This window comes from Micromonospora sp. NPDC049645, from assembly GCF_040675155.1.
Lineage (GTDB): Bacteria > Actinomycetota > Actinomycetes > Mycobacteriales > Micromonosporaceae > Micromonospora.
In genome coordinates, this window is sequence record NZ_JBFAOI010000006.1 from 197,530 (window position 1) to 218,707 (window position 21,178).

The 21,178-nt window shown below is 68.4% G+C and carries 14 protein-coding genes; 3 read left to right on the top strand and 11 right to left on the bottom strand.

Annotated elements, in window-relative coordinates:
- Positions 1 to 6 precede the first annotated feature (6 nt).
- Complete coding sequence (locus AB0J33_RS16455; RefSeq protein WP_363614625.1) at positions 7 to 1,833, bottom strand: glycoside hydrolase family 15 protein; 1,827 nt, start codon at positions 1,831 to 1,833, stop codon at positions 7 to 9.
- A 146-nt stretch (positions 1,834 to 1,979) separates the two neighbouring features.
- On the opposite strand from AB0J33_RS16455, the gene AB0J33_RS16460 reads away from it, so the two are divergent.
- Positions 1,980 to 2,405 (top strand): VOC family protein, encoded by a 426-nt coding sequence (locus AB0J33_RS16460; protein ID WP_363614273.1) that lies wholly within the window; start codon positions 1,980 to 1,982, stop codon positions 2,403 to 2,405.
- A gap of 86 nt (positions 2,406 to 2,491) precedes the next feature.
- Here AB0J33_RS16460 and AB0J33_RS16465 read toward each other — a convergent pair whose 3' ends face one another.
- The gene (locus AB0J33_RS16465; protein WP_363614275.1) at positions 2,492 to 2,788 is read right to left on the bottom strand and encodes a DUF6582 domain-containing protein; all 297 of its coding nucleotides are present in this window, start codon (positions 2,786 to 2,788) and stop codon (positions 2,492 to 2,494) included.
- A 213-nt stretch (positions 2,789 to 3,001) separates the two neighbouring features.
- On the opposite strand from AB0J33_RS16465, the gene AB0J33_RS16470 reads away from it, so the two are divergent.
- Positions 3,002 to 4,192 carry a DUF1996 domain-containing protein gene (locus AB0J33_RS16470; RefSeq protein WP_363614277.1) on the top strand — a complete coding sequence of 397 codons (1,191 nt, stop codon included), beginning with the start codon at positions 3,002 to 3,004 and terminating at the stop codon, positions 4,190 to 4,192.
- Between the two features lie 46 nt (positions 4,193 to 4,238).
- Here the strand turns inward: AB0J33_RS16470 and AB0J33_RS16475 are convergent, their stop codons facing one another.
- The 3 genes from AB0J33_RS16475 to AB0J33_RS16485 all read right to left on the bottom strand — a co-directional run bounded on the left by AB0J33_RS16475 (position 4,239) and on the right by AB0J33_RS16485 (position 11,537).
- A complete protein-coding gene (locus tag AB0J33_RS16475; RefSeq protein ID WP_363614279.1) occupies positions 4,239 to 6,866 on the bottom strand; it encodes a ricin-type beta-trefoil lectin domain protein in 2,628 nt (875 codons plus the stop codon).
- Between the two features lie 426 nt (positions 6,867 to 7,292).
- A complete protein-coding gene (locus AB0J33_RS16480; RefSeq protein ID WP_363614281.1) occupies positions 7,293 to 10,277 on the bottom strand; it encodes a glycoside hydrolase family 3 C-terminal domain-containing protein in 2,985 nt (994 codons plus the stop codon).
- A 276-nt stretch (positions 10,278 to 10,553) separates the two neighbouring features.
- The gene (locus tag AB0J33_RS16485; protein WP_363614283.1) at positions 10,554 to 11,537 is read right to left on the bottom strand and encodes a hypothetical protein; all 984 of its coding nucleotides are present in this window, start codon (positions 11,535 to 11,537) and stop codon (positions 10,554 to 10,556) included.
- Positions 11,538 to 11,977: 440 nt separating this feature from the next.
- On the opposite strand from AB0J33_RS16485, the gene AB0J33_RS16490 reads away from it, so the two are divergent.
- Complete coding sequence (locus tag AB0J33_RS16490) at positions 11,978 to 14,647, top strand: NB-ARC domain-containing protein (protein ID WP_363614285.1); 2,670 nt, start codon at positions 11,978 to 11,980, stop codon at positions 14,645 to 14,647.
- 8 nt (positions 14,648 to 14,655) lie between these two features.
- Here AB0J33_RS16490 and AB0J33_RS16495 read toward each other — a convergent pair whose 3' ends face one another.
- Genes AB0J33_RS16495 through AB0J33_RS16520 form a run of 6 tightly spaced genes read right to left on the bottom strand, consistent with a single transcriptional unit; the run spans position 14,656 to position 20,978 of the window.
- Complete coding sequence (locus AB0J33_RS16495) at positions 14,656 to 15,981, bottom strand: amino acid adenylation domain-containing protein (RefSeq protein ID WP_363614287.1); 1,326 nt, start codon at positions 15,979 to 15,981, stop codon at positions 14,656 to 14,658.
- The gene (locus AB0J33_RS16500) at positions 15,978 to 17,189 is read right to left on the bottom strand and encodes a cytochrome P450 (RefSeq protein ID WP_363614289.1); all 1,212 of its coding nucleotides are present in this window, start codon (positions 17,187 to 17,189) and stop codon (positions 15,978 to 15,980) included. Before AB0J33_RS16500 ends, AB0J33_RS16495 begins: the two co-directional genes overlap by 4 nt.
- Positions 17,186 to 17,416, bottom strand: a complete 231-nt coding sequence (locus tag AB0J33_RS16505) for a phosphopantetheine-binding protein (protein WP_363614291.1) — start codon at positions 17,414 to 17,416, stop codon at positions 17,186 to 17,188. The genes AB0J33_RS16500 and AB0J33_RS16505 overlap by 4 nt, the downstream gene beginning before the upstream one ends.
- Positions 17,400 to 18,488 (bottom strand): condensation domain-containing protein, encoded by a 1,089-nt coding sequence (locus tag AB0J33_RS16510; RefSeq protein WP_363614293.1) that lies wholly within the window; start codon positions 18,486 to 18,488, stop codon positions 17,400 to 17,402. The genes AB0J33_RS16505 and AB0J33_RS16510 overlap by 17 nt, the downstream gene beginning before the upstream one ends.
- 1 nt (position 18,489) lies before the next feature.
- A complete protein-coding gene (locus AB0J33_RS16515; protein WP_363614295.1) occupies positions 18,490 to 19,755 on the bottom strand; it encodes an MFS transporter in 1,266 nt (421 codons plus the stop codon).
- Positions 19,752 to 20,978, bottom strand: a complete 1,227-nt coding sequence (locus tag AB0J33_RS16520; protein ID WP_363614297.1) for a condensation domain-containing protein — start codon at positions 20,976 to 20,978, stop codon at positions 19,752 to 19,754. Before AB0J33_RS16520 ends, AB0J33_RS16515 begins: the two co-directional genes overlap by 4 nt.
- Between the last annotated feature and the right edge of the window lie 200 nt (positions 20,979 to 21,178).

The window sequence follows — 21,178 nt, forward strand, 5'->3', positions numbered from 1 at the left end:
TGAGCCCTACGGGTCGAGCAGCTCGTCGAGGTGGGTCGCCGTGCTGATGAGCGAGAGGTGGCTGAACGCCTGTGGGAAGTTGCCGATCTGCTCTCCGGTCGGCGCGATCTCCTCGGAGTAGAGCCCGAGCGGGCTGCTGTAGGTGAGCATCTTCTCGAAGGTCAACCGGGCGTCGTCGAGCCGACCGGCCAGGGCGAGCGCCTGCACGTACCAGAAGGTGCACATGCTGAAGGTGCCCTCGGTACCAGCCAGGCCGTCCGGCGACGCCCGCGGGTCGTAGCGGTAGACCAGGCTGTCGGAGACGAGTTCGCCGTCGACCGCGCGCAGCGTCGACTCCCACATCGGGTCCAGCGGCGAGATGAAGCCGAGCCCGGGCATGGAGAGCAGCGAGGCGTCCAGGATGTCGCTGCGGTAGTGCTGCACGAAGGCTTGTCGTCCGGAATGGAAGCCACGCGTCATGACCTGCTCGTAGATCGTGTTGCGTTCGGTCGTCCAACGGGTGGTGTCGCCGGGGCGACCACGGCGCTGCGCGAGGCGGATGGCCCGGTCCAGCGCCACCCAGGACATCATCCGCCCGTACGTGAAGTTCTGCCGCCCGGACCGGGTCTCCCAGATGCCGTCCTCGGGCTGGTCCCAGTGCTCGCAGAGCCAGTCCATCAACTCCGCGGTCTTCCGCCACCCCTCGTACGGCGCGATGAGGCCGTTCCGATCGGCGAGTTCCAGCGAATTGAGCGCCTCACCGTGAATGTCGAGTTGCAGCTGGCCCGCCGCGCCGTTGCCGATACGCACCGGGGCCGATCCGCGGTACCCCTCCAGGTGACCCAGCAGTTCCTCGGGTAGATCCGGTGAGCCGTCGATCCGGTACATGACCTGTAGGGGCAGGTCGCCGTCGCGCGTGTCCCGGATGCGCGCGTCCAGCCAGAACAGATACTTCTCGGCCTCGTCGGTGAAACCCAGCCCGAGCAGCGCGTGCACCGAGAAGGACGCGTCCCGGACCCAGGTGTAGCGGTAGTCCCAGTTACGCTGCCCGCCGACCTGCTCCGGCAGCCCCATGGTGGGCGCGGCGACCAGCGCGCCGGTCGGGGCGTACGTCATCAGTTTGAGCGTCATCGCGGACCGCTCGACCATCTCTCGCCAGCGCCCGGTGTAGCGGGACCGACCCAGCCACCGCCGCCAGAAGTCGCGGGTCTCGGCGAGCAGTTGGCACGCCTCTTCGGTGGTGAGCGCTCGGGGCGCGTGCGGACAGGCCGTCTCCAGAACCACCCCGCCCACATCACCCGCGTGCAGGGTGAAGCGGGCCGACACCCCCCGCGCGTCGCGGTGGATGTCGCTCTCCGCCCTGATGTGTCGTTTCCTGTCCTCGAACGGCGTGAGGGTGAGGTTCAGCGTCGGGCTCCGGAAGACATCACCCTCCGGGTGCACCTCCAGGTCGTACGAGTCGCGTGCGTAGTTGAATCCTGGTCGGCAGTCGAAGCGGAACCGCATGCTCCCCCGGACCATCCGGACCAGCCGGATCAACCGGTGTCGGTCGGTGGCCTGCGCACCGGTGACGGGCATGAAGTCCAACAGCTCACCCACACCGTCGGCGCTGTGGAAGCGCGTGATCAGGATCGGCGTACCGGGCAGGTAGAGCTGTTTGCTCGTGTAGTCGACGCCGTCGGGCGAGAGCTGGAAGTGGCCGCCGTTACGGCGGTCCAGCAGCGCGCCGAAGACGCTCGGCGAGTCGAAGCGCGGCGCGCAGAACCAGTCGATCGTGCCGTCCGTGCTGATCAGCGCCGCGGTCTGCAGATCACCGATCAGACCATGTTCCTCGACCGCCGGGTAGCTCTCCACGCTGTCCCCCGCCATCCGTCGTGGCATGGCGGCGACTACCCGGGAATGGACCGAACACACGCGGCGGCTCGCCGTCCATTGCGGAAGCAGACGTTCCGCAATCGTCGATAGCGTCAGCACCAACGACATCGACGAGAGGACAAACCATGAGCCTGCGAGGATTCGCCACTCTGAACATCTGGGCGGACGACGTGGCGGCGGCCACCGCGTGGTACGCGGACTTTCTCGGCGTGCAGGCGTACTTCCTGCGCCCGGGGCCGGACGGACGCCCGGCCTACACCGAGTTCCGCATCGGTGACTACCAGGCCGAGCTGGGCATCATCGATCGCCGGTACGCACCGGCCGGCGCGGCGGCGGGGCCCGGCGGGGTGGTCATGCACTGGTGCGTCGACGACCTCGACGCGACCGTCGAGCGGCTGTTGGCGATGGGCGCCACGGAGTACCAGCCGATCACGGCGCACGGGGACGAGGGGTTCGTCACCGCGGCGGTGGTCGACCCGTTCGGCAACGTGCTCGGCGTCATGAGGAACCCGCACTACCTCGACGTCCTCGCATCGTTGCGGGCAACCTGACCGCGTGGATCAGTCCCACTCGTCCCACTCCGCCGAGCGCCGCACCAGTTGTCCAGCGGGTGAGCCGAATCAGGGTGGGCGTCCGCTCAGTGGGCGGGATTCGGCGTGTGCGGGAGTTTGCCGAGTTGGCGCCAGTTCGTCTCGGCGACGTCGACACCGTAGTGCTTGGCGGCGGCGAGGATGTTCTGGAACGCCAGGTCGCGGTCCTTGTCGGTGACGCCCTGCACCTGGTCGAACCGGGCGATGGCGTTGCGGACGTGACTCGCGTCGGTCATCGGTTCCTTGCGTTCGCGGGGGAACGCGAAGACGGTCTCGGGCAGTTCGCGCTTGTCCTTGTCCGACAGGCCGCCGTGCTTCTCGTGGGGCTTCCAGGTTGCTGTCATCCCCCCGCTGTACCCGCACGCTGCCCGGCAGCACTTCTCCAGCCGACTTTTTTCGGACGACCGCGCCTTCAAGAGATTCAGAAGGGCGCGGACGCCGGGCCCGCGTACTTTAAGGAAGGTTTAAAAACCTTTCGGGTACGGGCGGCGGGCACCTACCATTCGGCGGCCTTGGCCGTTCGGGTCAGCCTGTTGTCGGCTCGTTGGGAGTGACCCGTGTCGTTCGAGAACCCGCCACCGTCCCGTCATCGCCTTCCGGGGTGGCTCGCCCGTAACAGGCTGGGCGTGGCCGCGGGCGGCGCCGTCGTACTCGTCATCGCCGCCGGCGGCGTGTACCTGGGCAACGGCGCGGTGCGACCGGAGCGGTCCAACGCCGCCAACGCCCTCGAATACCCGTCGCCCTCGGCCGGGCGGACCGAGTCGCCGGGCGGGGCGGTGCCGAGCCCCGCGGTCCCGTCGGTCGCCCCGACCCCGTCGGCCGGCGCGACGCCGTCGACCGCCACCTCGCCGAAGATCCCCACGACCGGCTGGATTCCCGTCGACCGTGCGGCCTGGAAGGCGCAGGCCGACGCGTACCGGGCGTTGACGATCGACCCCGTCCCGTCCGGTGTCGGCAACCTCCCGGAGTTCCGGGCCGACTGTCAGTACAGCCATCGGCTGCCGGACGACCCGATCGTCGCACCCGGCCTACCGGGCGCCTCACACATGCACTCCTTCGTCGGCAACAAGGCCGTCGACGCGAGCACCGTCGCCGGGGACCTGACGAAGTTCACGGCCACCTCGTGCAAACCGGTTCAGGACCACTCCGCGTACTGGGTGCCCACCCTCTACGACAACGCGACCGGAAAGCCGGTCGAGACCAGCGGGTTCCGGGTCTACTACCGCTCGCTGGCGAAGAACTCGACCGGCCAGATGCCCATGCCCAACGGCCTGCGGATGATCTCTGGCGACGCCAAGAAGAAGAAGCCGACGCCGCGCGGGGCGACCGGCCAGTTCTACTGCGCCTTCTACGGACCCGGCGACCTCGACGGCGTCGCCCGCAGCACCAACGGCAACTGGCCCATCTGCGGCGGCGACGCGACGCTGCACTTCATGATGCAGTTCCCCGACTGCTGGGACGGCAGGCACCTGGACAGCCCCAACCACAAGGACCATGTGGCGTACGGCCGGGACAACTCCTGCCCGAGCAGCCACCCGGTCCGGATCCCGGCGATCACCTTCGACATCCAGTACCCGGCGAAGGGCACCCCGGCGGGTTACTACCTCTCCTCCGACAAGGAGGGCAAGAGCGCATCGTCGATGCACGGCGACGCGTTCGTGATGTGGGACGTCAACACCATGAACAAGCGCACCAAGAACTGCGTCCAGGGACGCCGGACCTGCGACAACTACGGCTACCAGAAGTAGCACCGGGGCCAGGCCCGTGTCGGCCTGGCCCCGGGGGTCGGGGCGGTCAGCTACGCAGCGTCCACTGCTGGTTCGGGCCGCCGTTGCAGGACCAGAGGATGACCCTGGTGCCGTTGGCGGTGGCGGCGCCATTGGCGTCGAGGCAGAGCCCGGACTGACCGTTCGTGATGGTGCCGTTGGAGTTGACGTTCCACTGCTGGTTGAGCCCACCGTGGCAGTCCCAGATGATGACCGCGGTGCCGTTGGCCGTGCCGGCCCCGGAGGCGTCCAGGCACTTGTTGCCGTAGACGGTCAGCTGCTTGCTGGCGGTCTGGGTCCACCGCTGGTTGTTGGCGTTGGAGCAGTCCCAGAGCTGCACCTGGGTGCCGTTGGTGGTGGCCGAGTTGGGCACGTCCACACAGCGGCCGGACTGTCCACCCACGAGTTGCCCGTTCCCGGTGCCGCTGCCACCGCCCTGCTGCTGCCGGACGATCGAGGTGGACTCGGCCGAGCGGTTGCCCTGTGCGTCGACGACGTAGAGCCGGTACTCGCCCTGGGCGGTCGGCACGGCGATGGACGTGGCGGTGCCGGCCGCTCTGGTCATCGTCGCCCCGGCGGTGAAGGTGGTGGTGCCGTAGGGCGCCAACCAGACCGACCTGGTGGCGTCGCCGACGCTCCGGATCGGGATCGACGCCGTGGCACTGGTGACGAACGTGCTGGCCGGAAGCACGTAGTTCGGCGCGGAGAAACTACTCGCCGGGATGATGTCCCGGTACGCGTCCTCAAGGCCGGAGTTGGCCGCGATGCCGTACGCCGTCGCCGGCCAGACATAGTCGGAGGAGACGAGGATGTCGGCGACCGTGCTGTTCGGCAGGTTCTTGTTCGACACCTTGTTGATCGGGCCGTAGATCTGCGTGATGCTCAGATCGTGCTTCCGACCGAAGTCGTCGGAATTGATCATCCAGGTGACGTTCTTGTCGATGCTCAGGACGTTGTCCCGGAAGGTGATGAACGCCGATCCCTCGTCCGGGTGCAACCCGTACTTGTGGCCCGAGGGAACGCCCTGGAGGTAGTTGTTGGTGATCGTCGTCCCGGGCTGACTCCCGAGCGTGTAGATCGGTGCGGTGTCGCTGAGGCGCTGCACCGTGTCGATGATGTGGTTGTAGCTGATGGTGTTGTTCCGCGCCGTGGTGGTCGGTCGGTTCGGCGTGATCGAGCCGGACGATCCGTCGAAGTTCCACCAGCCCCAGCCGAGGGTGATGCCCGACCACGGAGCCTTCTCGATCCGGTTGCGCTGGATGGTCAGGGTGTCGGCGAAGTACGCCGAGATGGGGCTGTGCCCGTTGAACAGGACGGCACTGTCGTAGAGGTAGTTGTTCTTGATGTCGATGTTCTTCGGCAGCCCCTCGACCTGGGGAGAGTACTTCTCGTTGTTGGTCGAGGTGCCGTCGCCGATGAAGACGTGCTGGGGGTGACCGATGGTGATGGCGGAGCCGGCGACGTCATTCGTGTGATTGCCGATCAGCTGTGAGCCCTGCACATCGTTGACCATGTTGATGCCGTCCGCGCCGGTGTGCTGGATCCGGTTGCGTTGCAGGAGGATCCCGTCGGCGTTCTGCACCTGCACCATGGCGGGCGTGACGTCCACGTTGCGGTAGTAGTAGACGTGGAAGTTGCCCTTGGCGTACACCTGGGCACCGAGGTTGCCCTGCTGCGCCTGCTTGAACGCGGAGCCGGCGACGTTGAACAGGTTCCAGTCGGAGTGCCGCACGGTCAGACCGGAGAAGGTGATGTTGCGTGCGTGGTTGCTCGTCGAGGTGCCGGCGACCCGCAGCATGGTGGTGACGTTGTTCGGCGCGTAGACCGACGCGGTCGCCATGTTCTCGCTGCTGGACTTGTAGTAGTAGACCGTCCGGCTGCCCTTGTCGAAGAAGAACTCGCCCGGCGCGTCGAGGAACTCGTAGGCGTTCATCAGCTTGTGGGTGCCGCCGACCTGGGCGTTGCCGTTGAACGCGCCCTGGGCGATGGCCGCCCCCGGCTGCTGGAACAGGGCGACCCGGTTCGCGCCGTCGGAACTCGTGGTCACCTGACGGACGCCCACGATGGCCGTTGTCCAGGTCGTACCCGTCTCGATCTCGATGTCGTCCTGGTTGCGGGCGATGGCGGGAAAATCGTTGAGGCTGTACTTGGCGCCATCACACTGCGACCCCGACTCCCAGGCCCACGCGGCCTGACCGGCCGTGACGTTGTACGTGCCATAGCACCCGGCTGAACTGATCGTCTTCGACGCCATGTACGCGCGCTTGTCGTTGACGTAGAGCGCCCGCAGCTTGTTGGCGCGGTCGAGCGGCGCTTTCCAGATGTTGCCGCTGTGCTGGGTCCACCCGGTCACCTGGACACCGCCGTCGAGAATCGGCGTCTCGTTGGGGTAGGCGGCATAGGAGACCCGGAACCCGTTCGTGCCGGAGTCGGCGGCGCCGAACTCGACGGCGCTGCTGACCGGATAACTACCGCCGCGTAGATACACGTTGATGTCGCCGGTCATGCCCGCGTTTATCGTGCGGACGACATCCCGTGCGCGTTGAATCGTCTTGAATGGGGACTGGAGTGTGCCGGCGTTGGCGTCGTTGCCGTCCGGGGCGACGTAATAGGTCGCCTGGACCGCCGCCGAGGCCGGCAGTTGATGTGCCAGCACGGCCGGGAGTGTGGCGGCAACCAGAGCCGCCACCGCCAGCAATGACGTTCGAGCGGTGGATACGACTGTCTTCACGTACTGTTCCTCTCATTTGCCGTCAGCCTGGGCCCAACGTGCGTATCGAGCGACTGGCACGGAAACAGCGACGCACGAATGACCGGCGGGAGACCTTCTGTCGCCCCACCACACTGATCTGTTAATCGCCACGAAACCTTGCTGGGAGCGTAGGTCACACGTCTGACGAATGCAACCGGCAATTGGGGGGCGTCTATACCTTAATGACCTCGGATCAGGCATATCGGCCACATTGGCCAGACACCCCCGCCTGCATCGTCCGACGAATCCACGCGGCGGTGACCTGCGCGGGAGGCCGACGACACCGACGGCCCGGGGCCGGGCCGCGATCGGCCCGGCCCCGGGCTCCGGTCACCTGATGGAGAAGTCCGCCAGCCGCAGCGGGGAGTCGAACACCAGGTACACGTCGTGGGTTCCGGCGGCCCGGGCCAGTTCCGCGCTCGTGCTGACGTACCGGTAGTCGTCGCCGGTGCCGGCCACGGTGGCCGTGCCGAGCAGCCGGCCGGTGGGCGACTTCAACCTGATCTGGATGGTGCCGGCACCCGCGCTGGCCTTCGCGACCTTCGCGGTGAAGGTGTGCGCGCCGGCACCCAACGCGGAACCGTCAAAGGAGATCCACTGGCCGGCCGCGGTGGCACCGACAGCCGTACCGCGGGGTTTCGTCTCGTCGACGAGCCGGACTCCCGCGTACCGGTCGAAGTTCTCCGCTCTGGTGGCGCGGGACAGGTCACGGGCCGGGATCGTCTCACCGCGCACCCGGACCGCGCCGCGGGCCCGAATGTCCTCGGCGGACGCCCCGACCATCAGGTCGTAGACGGACGACTCGACCACCCACCGGCTGCGGGTGACGTCCCAGTGCGCCAGGTCGGCGGCGGGCAGGCGCAGGGTCACCGTGCGGGTCTGCCCGGGCGCGAGCCTCACCTGCTGGAACGCCTTGAGCTGGCGGATCGGGGTGGTGTCCCGCGAGGTGCGCTGGTGGGTGTAGAGCTGGACGACCTCCGTTCCGGCCCGGCTGCCCGTGTTGGTCACGTCGACACTGACCGCGATGGTGCCGTCGGCCGCGACCGAGTGGGCACCGGCACGCAGCTGGCCGTACCGGAACCGGGTGTACGACAGGCCGTGGCCGAACGGGTAGAGCGGTTTCGCGGCGCTGTACAGGTACGTCTGCCTGGACGAGATGATGTCGTACTCCAGCAGGTCCGGCGGCAGTTGCGAGTCCGAGCGGTACCAGGTCTGGGTGAGCCGACCGGACGGATTGCGGTCCCCGAACAGCACGTCGGCGATGGCGTGGCCGGTCTCGGCGCCCGCGTGGGTGGTCCAGACGATGGCCGGGACGTGCTCCTGCTCCCAGGTCAGGGTGACCGGGTAGCTGGTCTGGAGCACGAGCACGGTGCGCGGGTTGGCCCTGGTCACGGCCTTGACCAGCGCCTCCTGGCCGGCGCTCAACGCGGTGGAGGTCCGGTCGTGCGCCTCCCGGCCGTTGATGAACGGGTTGCTGCCGACCACCAGCACGGCGGTGTCCGCCGCCTTGGCCGCCGCCACGGCCCGGTCGATGCCGCTGCTGATCACCTCGCGACTGAAGTGGGTCGCGTCAGCCGCCGTGGAGGCGCCGAGCTTGAGCGCGCCGTCGTCGCCGACCGTCACGTACCTCTCGGGGCCGAACCAGCTCTCCTTGGTCTCGTAGCCGACGTAGCGCAGCGCGACCGCGCCGTCGGCCTGCGGTTCCAGCTTGAACTGCTGCTGGACGTACCAGCCGTTCGGCTGCTCGTCGCGGGTGAGGAACGGCCCCCAGTTGTAACCGAGGTAGCGGCCGTTGGCGGCGTTGCGCAACGTCACCACATCCTGCCCCCAGTCGACCACGTCGAACTGGGCGACGAGCGCCGGGGTCGCTCCGGTCCCGAGGACCGGGTCGGCGTCGGTGGTGCCGGTGGCCGAGACGTACCGGCCGGTCGCCGTGTCCTTCAGCGCGATCCGGTCCGCCCCGTCGAGCCCGCTCACCCGGGCCGAGCTACCCAACCGTTCGCGGATGCCACCGAGCGCCGTCACCTGGTAGGGCAGGTCGCCGCCGTACCAGTCCGCGTAGAGGGTGTCGGCCAGCGGGCCGAGCACGGCCACCTTGCGGGTCCGGGCCGGGTCCAGCGGAAGCGCCTGCCGGTCGTTCTTCAGCAGCACCATCGCCTCGCCGGCGGCCTGCCGGGCGAGTCGTTGGTGTTCGGGGCTGTTTATGACATCCGGGGTGATGCCGCCGTACCGGCCGCCGCCCGGATCGAACTCGCCCAACCGGAACCGCACGTTCAGGATCTCCCGGATCCGGGCGTCGATGTCCGCCTCGGTGAGCAGACCGGTGGCGAGCGCCTGCTTGATGGCGGTGATGGTCGGCTGCGCGTTGGTGTCGTCGGTGATGAAGCTGTTGAGGCCGGCCTTGATGATCGCGGCGTTCGCCTCGGCCTGGGTGGCGTAGTACCCCTGGGAGGCGACGAGGTTGTTCGGCGCCCAGGCGTCGGTGACGTTCATCAGCGGCTGGTCGGTCCAGTCGCGTACCACCGTGGCCAGGTCCGGGTCCACCGTGGCCGGACGGCCGTTGACCAGGTTGTACGCGGCCATCATCCCGGTCGCCGCGTCGGCGGCGATGGCCGGTTCGAAGGCGGCGCGGTCGTACTCGTTGAGCACCCTCGGCGGTACGTTGGACGAGGTCACGTCGCGCCGGGCCTCGTTGTTGTAGGCCAGGTAGTGCTTCAGCGTCGGCGCGCTCTTCAGGTGGTTCGGGTCACCGCCGGTCATCCCCGAGCCGTACGCGGTGGAGATCGCCGCGGTGAGCAGCGGGTCCTCGGAGTAGCCCTCCTCATTGCGGCCCCACCGGGGGTCGCGCAGCAGGTTGACCACCGGCGCCCAGAGGTTGAGCCCCCAGACCCGGGGATGCTGCGCGTGGTAGCCGCGCGCCTCGTCACCGACGGCCGAACCGACCTGCCGGATCAGGTCGGTGTTCCAGGTGCTCGCCATGCCCACCGGCTGCGGGAAGACGGTGCCGCGGGCCTTGACCACCGCGCCGTTGTTGTCGATGTCGGTGGACCAGGCGACCCCGTGCAGCGCCTCGGTGCCGGTCTTGAACAGGCCGATGTCCAGCCGGGGGATGGCCGGCTGATACTGGTGCAACCAGGAGATCTTCTCGTCCAGGGTGAGCCGTCCGAGCAGGTCGTCGACCCGGGCGTCCACCGGCAGGTGTGGGTCTCGGAACGGGTAGCTGGGTTCGGCGAGCGCGGTGCCGGGAACGGCCGGTAGGGCCAGCAGGGCGAGCGCGAGCGCGGTGATTCCGCGCCGAAGGCGCCAGTTCCGCATGCGGTTCTCCTCATGTCGTACGACAGACGCCCAGCGGGCGTTGAGACCGGCGTGACCAGGCTCGACACCCGGCTGACGGGCCTGAACGACGAATCGTCGAAGCGCTTCGACGACCCGGCCGCGTCACCACGGCCATGATTGTTGTGATCCGCGCAACTATAGATGCATGCCGATGGATGGGCAACCAGGTCCGCCCCGGATGGGACGCCGTCGAAGCGCCCACGTCACGTCTACCGTGCCGAGTCCCGGCCGACGTTGAGCTGACGCGGTCCGCGCTCAGGTCGCGTCTCTGGCCCGGGTCATCGGGAAGGATGGTTTGGGTAGGTCTGCGACGGCAAGCCGGTCGGCCCGCTCGCGCAGGTGCCGCGCGATCTGGTCGCTGGCCAGGGTGAAGCCGACGGTGAAATCGACGTCGAGGGAGATACCGGTCGCGGCAACGTGATGGTCGGCCTGCTGGCGCAGTTCGCGGGCGAGCGCGTTGCGCCATCGGATCACCTCCTCGGTCAGGTGCGCCCGCTGAGCCGCCACCCGGCTCTGCGTCGCGGCCAGTTGCTCCTCCATCCGTTCGAGACGGTCCAGCGTTTCATCGAGCCGGTCGAGCTCCGGCAGGTCAGCCACGATCGCCCGACCGATGGCGCTCGGGTCCAGGCTCGGGCCGCCGGAGTGCAACGGCTCGATGGCGCTGGTCACGCGGGCCGTCCACTGCTCCTGCCGAGCGTCCCGCTGGCGAGGAAGCGCCGCCACGGCGTCGCGTAGGGCCGCCAGCACCGGGGTGGGTGAATCGACCGGCTCCGCGGTTGGAGAAGTCGTGGCCAGGACGCCGCGACGCAGGTTGCGCTCCGGCATACTCTCAAGCTCCGTCGCCCGATGCGCCACCTGCTTGACGAACCCGGCGTACGCGGCTCGGTAGCCGACCTGGTGTTCACCCTCGCCGGCCACCGGTGCGTGACCGATCCGCTCCGCCTCGCGCCGGAGGGCATCGGCGAGGGTGGTGTCCGGATCACCGATCTCGAGAGCCGGGTCCGGGCCATGCTGCACCAGCTCGCGCAGCGTGCCGAGCAGGCTCTCGGCGTGCTGGCAGCGTTCCCGGGCGCTCGCCATCAGGCCCAACTCCGGCACGGCTTGCCAGACCGCCCAGGCTGCGGCGGTCGCCTCGTCGTCCGGCACCGATGCGTACCGGCGAATCATCTCGCCGATCACGTACACCCGCTCGGGTATGTGCGTGTGCCTCGCCGCCGTCAATCGCCGCAGCAGAGCCATCAGCTCGGTTCGATTCTCCGGCTGGGCCGACGAAAGATCCTCGATCAGCTCCCGCAGGTCAGACGGCCAGGGGGCCGGTGGTCCGCCCGGCCCTGGCCGGCGCAGCGGGTAACACGATCCGCGTCGAAATCGGTTCCACCAACCCATCTGTCCAGCCTTGCACCCCGCACGGATCGCACGCAATGTGTCCGGTTCGAGCGGTCAGGACCGCGCCGGAGAAGTCCGTGCGAGTGATTCGCAGCCGTGGAGGCTGCCCGCTCCCCAGGTGCTCGTGCCCGAGGTAACCGCCGACGATCCGCGAAGATGGCACGAGATCGCGCCGACGACCCATGGCGATCGGGAGTCCGGGTCCGTCCGAGGCAGCCCGGACACCACTGGCCGCCCTCCCGATCGACGACTATGGTGATCATCTATTGAGCGACGTCGGTACGGGGGAACGTATGACTGAGCTTGTTGATGGGTTGCCGAGCCCGAATGGGCTCACCGGCCCGAACGAGTACATCGCCGCCCTCCGCCAGTTGCGGGCGTGGTCGGATCTGTCCTATCGGCAGCTGGCCCGCCGGGCGGAGGCCCTGGGCGAGATGCTGCCAGCGAGTACGACCGCCTCGATGCTCGCCCGCTCGAGCCTGCCCAGGAGCGACGTCGTCGCGACGTTCGTCCGGGCTTGCGGGCTCGACGAGGCGGCGGTCGCCACGTGGGTCACGGCGCGCAACCTGCTCGCCGCCGCATCCACCCAGCCGGCCGCCGCGGCGCCTGTCCCGTACGACGCGTCGCAGCCCGCGTCGCACGGTGGGCCCGTGCCTGCCATGCTGCCCGCCGACATCGCCGATTTCACCGGTCGCGAGGATCAGGTGGCAGCGCTGCACCGGTTCCTGTCGGGCGCGACGAACACCGACCGGCACCACCACGCGCCGGCCATCGCGACGATCAGCGGCATGGGTGGCATCGGCAAGACCGCCCTCGCGGTGCACGTCGCGCACCGGCTGGCCGGCACCTACCCCGACGGTCAGCTCTACGTGAACCTTCGCGGCGCCGACGCGTCGCCGCTGCAGTCCGGCGACGTCCTGGCCCGCTTCCTGCGCGCGCTGGGCGTACCGAACCAGGTGATTCCGGCCGACGAGACCGAACGTGCCGAGCTGTACCGAACCCGCCTCGCCGACCGCTGCGTACTCCTGCTCCTGGACAACGCCGCCACCGAGGAACAGGTCCGACCGTTGTTGCCGGGCACGGCGCGCTGTGCCGTCATCCTGACCAGCCGGGCACGACTCACCGGCATCGAGGGCGCTCGCCGCGTCGACCTCGACGTGTTCCCACCCACCACGGCGATCCGGCTCCTGGCCAGGATCACCACTGACGAGCGGGTGACGACCCAGCACGCGGGGGCCGCGCAGATCGTCAGGTTGTGCGGTGGGCTACCACTGGCGGTGCGCGTCGCCGGTGCACGCCTCGCCGCCCGACCCGCCTGGCACCTCGGACACCTGGCGACGATGCTCGGCGACGAACGACGCCGCCTGGACCAGTTGACCGCCGGCGACCTGGCGGTACGCGCTTCGCTCGCGCTGAGCTACCAGGGCCTCGATCCGACGGCACGGCGGCTGTTCCGACTGCTCGGCCTCTTCGACCTGCCAGACTTTCCGGCCTGGTTCGCCGCGGCCATGCTCGAGTCGACATTGGACACGGGCATCGAGTACGCCGAGACGTTGGTGGATGCACAGCTGCTCACCGCAGCCGACACCGACGTGGCCGGGCAGCAACGCTACCGCCTGCATGACCTGGTACGAATATTCGCCAGGGAACGCGCCGAGGTCGAGGAGACCGACGAGTCGCTTGCCAGCGCCCTCACCCGTGGGTTCGGGGGCTGGCTGGCCCTCACCGAGCGGATGGCTCGACACATCCCGGGGCCGTGCTATGCGGCGATCAGCGGGCCCGGACCGCGCCCGCCCACGGGCTGGGTCGAGCGGCACGCGCCGAGTGTCGACCCGGGCCTGTGGTTCGACGCCGAGCGGTCGGCCCTGCTGTCGCTGATCCGGCAGGCATGTCTGCTCGGCCGTGACGACGTGGCGTTCGACCTGGCCGGCTGCCTGGAGAAATACTTCGACGTACGCGGCATGTACAGCGACTGGGTCGACACCAACACCGAGGTCATGTCGGCGTGCCGTGTGGCTGGCAACCTGCTCGGTGAGGCGGTCATGCTACGCGGCCTGATCGACGTGACCACGTGGATCAGCGACGGTGGTGACGGCGACGCGATGTCCCGATTGCACGACAACGCGTTCCGGCTGTTGGAAATGTTCACCCTGCTGCGGCACGAACACGGCATCTGTGACGCCGCGGTGATGTGCTCCTGGGCGCTCACCGCCGCTGGCGACCACCCCGCCGCGATCACCTACGCCACCGGCGCCCTCCAGTTGGCCGACCAGTCGGAGCACCAGGGCGGCCGGATCCGCGCCCGGTTGGCGTTGTCCATCGCCCTCTACGAGCAGGGGCGGTTCGACGACGCCGCCGCCGGCCTGGTCCACGCGCTCGACGAGGCGCGAGCCCTGGACAATCCTCGCTGGGTCGCCACCGTCCTGCAGTTCGCCGGCATCACCCATCGCCAGCTCGACAACCTCGAGCACAGTCAACGCATGCTCCGCGAGTCGCTGACGATTTCACGTCGCTACGGCGACACCTACACCGAGGTGCTGACGCTGCTCGCGCTGGCTCGGCTCGACCTGCAACGCGGTGATCCGGCCGCGCGCGCCACGGCGGAGATGTCGGTGGCGCTCAGCCGGGAGTACCGCATGGGCCACCACCTCGCCGAGGCGTTGGCGGTGCTGGGCGAGATCGAGTTGGCCGACGGGTTCCCCGCACGGGCGATCGGTCACCTTGAGGAGTCGGTCGCGATCTGGCGCACCCGAGGGTGGCATTCGATGCAGGCCACCGCACTCACGAATCTGGGCAAGGCGTACGCGCAGACCGAGCCGTTGGCCGCGCGAGGGGCGTTCGAGGAGGCCGGGGCCATCCTCACCCGGCTCGGTGACACCGCCAGACTCGCCGAACTCCTCCCGTACATCTCGACGCACGGGACCGAGTGCCGCCAGGAGCCGATGTCACCACGCGTGGGGTGACGTCCGCGTCAACGTGACGGCACCCCGCCGAAGATCGCTGCCGTTCGTCTCGCCAGCTCGGTACGGTCCAGCTTTCCGTTCGGAAGCGACGGCAGGCGGTCGACGGCTCGGAACGCCCTGGGTACCGCGACTGCGGGCAGTTGCCGCAGCAGATGGGTCCTCAGCTTCCCTTCGTCGACGCTGGTCAGGCCGGTGAGGAACGCGGCGACCCGGGACTCGTGTACGCCGATGGCCGCGTCGGTGATCCCGGGAAAGGTGAGCAGAGCGCTCTCGATCTCGGCAGACTCGATACGCATTCCACCCAGTTTGAGTTGATCATCGGCGCGGCCGTGATACCGCAGCAGACCATCGGCACCGAGGCTGACGATGTCCCCGGTACGGTACTCGCGTTGCGCGTTCGCCACCCCGGGCGAGGAGATCACCAGCTCGCCGTCCTGGATGGACACCGACGTCCCGGGAATGGGTCTGCCGATGGGCACGGGGTTTTCGCCAGGGGCACACCTGTGCACCGTGCTCCACACCGTGCACTCGGTCGGGCCGTACTCGTTGTACAGGGCGGTTCCCGGCGCGGCGTCGAAATGCTGCCGAACGAGTTCCGCCGAGCAGGTCTCCCCGGCGACGATCACCGTCGTGAGCGATGCGATCGGTGAACGCAGCAGGAGCCGGTAGAGCGACGGAACCATGAGCGCGTGGGTCGGCTGGTACTCCCGACCGGCGTTCAGAACGGCGGGCAGGTTTGCCGGCCGTTCGCTGGGGATGATGAGTGTCGAGCCGGTGCACAACGTCCAGTAGATGCCGGCCACCGAGCTGTCGAAGGAAATGGACGAGCACAACAGGAAGCGGTGCGGTGGCTCACGGTAATACCCGATCCGGGCTGTGGTGGAGTAGCTCAGCGCTGTCCGGGAGACGGTCACCGCCTGCGGATCGCCGGTCGAGCCGCTGGTGAAGATGGTGTAGGCGTACGGGCCGTCCCGCCAGGGCGCTTCCCCTTCGGGCAGGGTGGCGATCAGGTCCTGGGTGAGGTGGATACGCGCCCCGCTGCGCTGCTTCATCTGCCGCTGCCGTTCAGCGGGAAACGCCGTGTCGATGGGCACGTATCGGGCGCCCGCCCGCAGCACCCCCAGCATCCCGGCGATCGCCCATCGGGACAGCGGGGCGTGCACACCAACGGGCTCCCCCACGGCCACGTCCCGGGTCTTCAGAAAGCTCGCTATGGAGCCCGACACGCGATCCAGTTCCCCGTACGTCGTTGATCCGTGACGGTCGACGAGCGCGACCGTGGCCGGGGTCTCCCGGATGCGGGCCTGGATCATCGCCAACACATCGCTGGTCATCGCGGTCGGCCTAGCACTGGAAGGCTCTTGATGCCGGCGAGCCACGTCGAGCGGACGTGCACGATGTCGCCGGCAAGCTCGAAAGACGAGAACCGTTGAAACATCTCCTCGAAGACGATCCTCAGCGCGAGCCGCGCGAGTGCCGCCCCGATGCAGTAGTGCGCCCCGGCGCCAAAGGCCAGGTGGCGTTGCCCTCGACGGGAGGGATTCAGCCGGTGGGGATCAGGGAAGTAGCGCTCGTCGCGGTTGGAGGAGCCGATCCACAACACCACCGCATCTCCGGCGGCGATCGCCTTTCCGCCGATCGAGGTGTCCCGGGTCGCCGTACGCAGGAAATGCCCGGCGGGTGAGGTCCAGCGGAGCGCTTCCTCCACCGCGCCGGGGATGTGTGCGCGGCGTGCGGCCCACGTCGGGTACTGCCCGGTGCGCAGCAGCTCGGCGAGCGTCGCCGTGGGTACGTGAGCGATGGCCGCCGCGGCTCCCAGAATCAGGCTGTAACAGTTGGCCACCACTCCGCCCGCGCTGATCGGAAGCGCCATCAGCGCGTTCACCAGGTCGCCACGCGGACGCCTCCGGTGTTCCAGCGACAGGTTCAGCAGGTAGGCGAACAACTCGCGGTGGCCCCGGTCGAGGGTCGCCTGAGGGCCCGCTTCGACCGCGGTGTCCGGGTCGTGTTCGGCGACCGACATCGCCACCAGGCGGGCGATCAGCGGCCAGTCCTGGGCCGGGATACCCATGAGCGGCCCGAGGAAGGCCATCGGGAGCGGCGAGATGGCGGTCGCGAAGTCGTAATGTCCCGACAGCGACCCGAGCAGGTTCCGGACATGTTCGCGGACGACGGCAGCGTGTTGCTGGACGGCACGCATCGCCAGTTCACGTTGTAGGGGTCCGCGAATCCGACCATGTTCCGGCGGATCGGTCGCCGAGAACTGCTGCCCCTGGGCCGGCTCCGGTCGGCCGAGCATGTTGAGCATGACGCCACCGGTCGAGGAGAAGGTGGCATGGTCAGACAGCACCTTCTCCGCGCCGTCGAACGTGGAGACGGCCCAGAAGCCTGTGCTGCCGACGGCTTGCCACCGCACCGGTTCTCGCTGGCGCATCGCCTCCCATACCGCGTGCGGGTCGCCGTCGGCGAACAGCGCCGGGTCGCTGAGGTCGACTCGCGCGAGGTCGATGGTGGCCACATCGGTTGACGGGACCAGGTTCATATCGCCGAGACCTCTTCGAGAAGATCGGCGATGGTGGGCCTGAGGAACAGGACCGCCGCGTCGATCTCTATGCCGAACTCCTCGTAGATGTCCATCAGCAGGTCCGCGGCCAGAAGGGAGTCGCCACCGAGGGCGAAGAAGTTGTCCTCGGCGGTGACCGTGGGAACACCGAGCTTCTCGCTCCACAGTTCGATCAGCCGGCCCTGTAACTCAGTTCGCTGCTGCATAAAGGTCTCCCCACGTGTCGACGAACCGCTGGACGAGGGCCCGCATCCCGGACTCGCGATAAAGGTCATCCCGATAGCGCAGGCACACGGTGTAGACGCCGCCGCTTCCGAGCTCCAGCCAGAAGGCGAGCCCGTTGACGGGCAGTACCGGTCCGCCGAGACCCAGACCGGCGGGAATGGTCAACGGCTCGATGCTGTCGTCAGCCGGAACCTGTATCACCTCGAACTGGGCCAGGGCCGGTCCACCGCGGGCGAGGGCGGCGCCGGCAGCCGGCACCGTCTCCACCAGCACCGGGAACGGAATCTCCTGGGCGTAGGCCGTGATGAAGGCCCGCTGCACGGCGGGCAGGTCCGTGGTCGTCAGCCGCACCGGCAACACGTTCATGTAGAGGCCCACGGTGTCCCACTCGGACCGGTCGCGCCCGTAGGTCAGCACCGGGATGATCAGGTCCCGATCCGCGCTCAGCGGCCGAAGAGCCTCGGCGAACGCGGCGAACAGCACCACGAACGCGGTGCTTCGCGCCGCGCGGCCCACCACGTCCGCCTGGGCCACCGTGATATCGGTCCTGATCCGCAACTCCCGGGTGGTCTCGGGCTCGCCGGAGCCACCGTCCGTGGTCAGGGTCGGGACATCGGCGAACGCGTGCTCCCAGAACGGAACGGCCCGCGGCATCCTCCTGAGCTGCTTCACCGACACCTCGTGTCGATAAGACGGGGCCGGAGTCTCGTTACCCTCGAGCACGTCGCGGATCAGGACACGTATCGACCAGGGGTCGGACACGGTGTGGTGCGCCACGAGTAGTAGTTCGCAGCCGTCGACGTACGCCCAGAGCAGGCACGGCGACTCCGGCGGATAGCTCGCCGCCGACGCCGCCGCCCAGACATCGCCGACGTCCGCCAGTGGCACCGGGCCGGCGCCGAGCACGGGATGCCGGGACACGACGGTGTCGAGGCGGTCTTGGAGCCAGTCGAGATCCGGCTTCTCCGGCAGCCGTACGCCGCCAACGGCGGCGAACCGCTCGGCGGGAAGCCCGCTACCGGCCCACGCGAGAATCCGCTGTCCGTACGGCATGTCAGCCAACGTGTATCGCCTCCTCGTTGCGCTTTTCGGCAGTGTCGGCGGGCAGGTCGCGCATCCGGCGCAGAGGTGAGAGAAGCACCCACAGTCCTGAGGCCCACACCCCGGCCGCGGCGATCCACAGGGTCGGACGGACGCCGATCCAGGAGCCCAGCGCGCCGCCCAGGAGCGCGCCCAACGGCATCACGCCGAAGATGACCCACCGCACCGAGGCCGTCATCCGGCCGAGCAGTTCCGGTGGGCAGACCCGTTGGCGGTAACTGATCGATGCGGCGTTGTAGATGGCGAACAGAGCGCTGAGGGCGGCCATGCCGAGGGTGTAGGTCGCCATGCCCCAGCCCGGTTGCGACGCGGGAACGAGCAGGACCAGCCAGCCCAGGCCGAGCGGCGCAGCCCAGATGATCCTCGCCGAGCCCACCACGCGGGCCAGTCGTCCCGATACCAGCCCCCCACTGACGCCGCCGATGGTGATCAGGGCAAGAGTCAGCGCGACCTGCCCCTCGGACAGCTGCAAGACACGCACCAGATACAGCACCGAGAGAGCGAAAATCATCTGGCTGAACAGGTTCAGGGTCGCCGCCGCCGCGACCAGCCTCGGCATGATGGGATGGCGGAACACGAACGAGAGCCCCTCGGCCAGCTCTCGACGGAAGTGCCGGTCGCGCGTCACGGCCCGCGCCGGCTCATCCCGGCGGATCAACAGCAGCGAGAAGGCGTTGCCGAGATATGCCAGGGCATCCAACCCGACAGTTCTCGCGACACCCATCACCGAAATGAGCGCGCCGCCGACACTGTAGCCGGCGATCATCGAGACCGAATAGGTCGTACTCATCTTTCCGTTGGCGTCGAGCAACTGCTCAGCCGGAACGAGGGTCGGCACCAGACTGTGGTGAGCGGTCTCGTAGAGCACGGTGCACACGCCGGACAGCAGCGCGACGATCCACAGCTGCGCCATCGTGACCCAGCCCGACCAGGCGCCCACGGCGACCGTGGCCACCAGCCCGGCCCGCAGGAGGTGGCAAATGATCATGAGAGTTCGTTTCGGCCAGCGGTCTACCCAGACCCCCGCCGGCAGCGAGATCAACAGGTAGGCGACCATCCTCGTCGCGGTCAGCACGCCGACCTCCAACGCGCTCGCCTCGAGAACGGTCACCGCGAGGAGAGGAATGGCGAGCAACGAGATCGCGTCGCCGGTTTCGCTCAACGTCCGCCCCGACCAGAGCACCATGAAATCGCGGTGACGCCACAGGCTCCGACTCATCGTGCCGCCTCGTGCCGCAACGTCGCCGTCATCGAACTCAACAGTCTCTCCAAGTCCTGCCGCTCATAACCCGATCGCATGACACGAAGGGTCAGACTGACCTCAGGAAAGACGCTGGCAATGAGGTAGAAGCTCGGACCGCCGCGGCCTCGTGGCGGCAACCACTCGAACCGGCTCGGTCCCAGACCACCACCGGCTGCGGCATCAACGCCGGGCGGCGGCGAGACGAACGTGAAGAAGCATCCCCGGTCGAGGTCCAGTGGCGCGACCGCGGCGGGGTCCACGATCCCGTGCTGAAGGGCGCGTATCGCGTTTATGTTGGCGTCGGCGGCAACGGCGGCGAACGGGCGTCCCGCGTCTCCGGCGCCGGCGACCGGGACCCACTGCGTCATCGATGAGACAAGGTTTCGCACCGATGGCTCCAACCGGTTCGCGGACAGCAGGAACAGCAGGGGCGAGTCGCCGCCGGCCGCTCCGGCAAGGGCGCGCGAATAGGCCGCGAAAAGCAGATTGGGTAACGTTACTTCGAGTTTCTGTGCGGTTTTCCGCGCAAGGCCGAAGGGGATCCCGGTATGGGCACAGGCCCGCAGAAGGCCGTCGCGCACAATCCCCGCCTCCTGCGGCGCGGCAGCAATCGTCTGTTCGCGATATTCGGCGGCAGCCGCGAGTCTCGCCACGTATGCCGGCTCTCGCTGGCGTGCGGCCAGCCCTCGCGGGGTGGGGGCCGGACGCGTTGCCTGTCGTGATTCGATCAGTGACTGGAAGTCCTGCTGGAGGACCGCCAGGGCCGCGCCGTCGGCAGCAAGGTGGTGGACAACCAGCTGGACCTGGCACGTCAAACCGTCCTTCTGGACGGCCCAGGCCCGCCACGGCGCCTGCTCGGTCAGGTCGAACGGAAGCCGAAGCTGCTCGGCAGCCATGGTCGACCACTGTTCCTGCTCGACAGTTCCCTGGTAGGCGGCTGGAGCGGAGGCGGCAACAACCTGGCGGACGTCACCGGAGCCGCCGGACGCAACATAGTGCGTCCGCAGTGATTCGTGCCGATCCGCGAGCGCGGCGAGCGCCCACCTGACCTTGTCCGTGCCAACGCCTGGTGGCACGGACCAGGCCGGGTTCATGTTTGATTCCCAACGCTGACTGGCGGGGCGCCGCATGGTGTCCTGCCATAGCGACAACTGCCCCATCGTCAGCGGATAAGCATTCTCAGCGTTTCCAGCCACCACGGTATCTCCACAGGAATCGGGGCGGTCGCGGCTGTCACGCCGGCCGCCCCGACCCTACGAGCATGGTTTATGCCGGGACTCAGCCAGCGCAGTTGTCCTTCACCATTCTGTTCACCTCCCCCGCTGCTCCGGATTGGTGTTCGGAACACTGTCGACACTGACATCCGGCGGCGAGCAGCGTCAACGGAAGAGGCCGTACG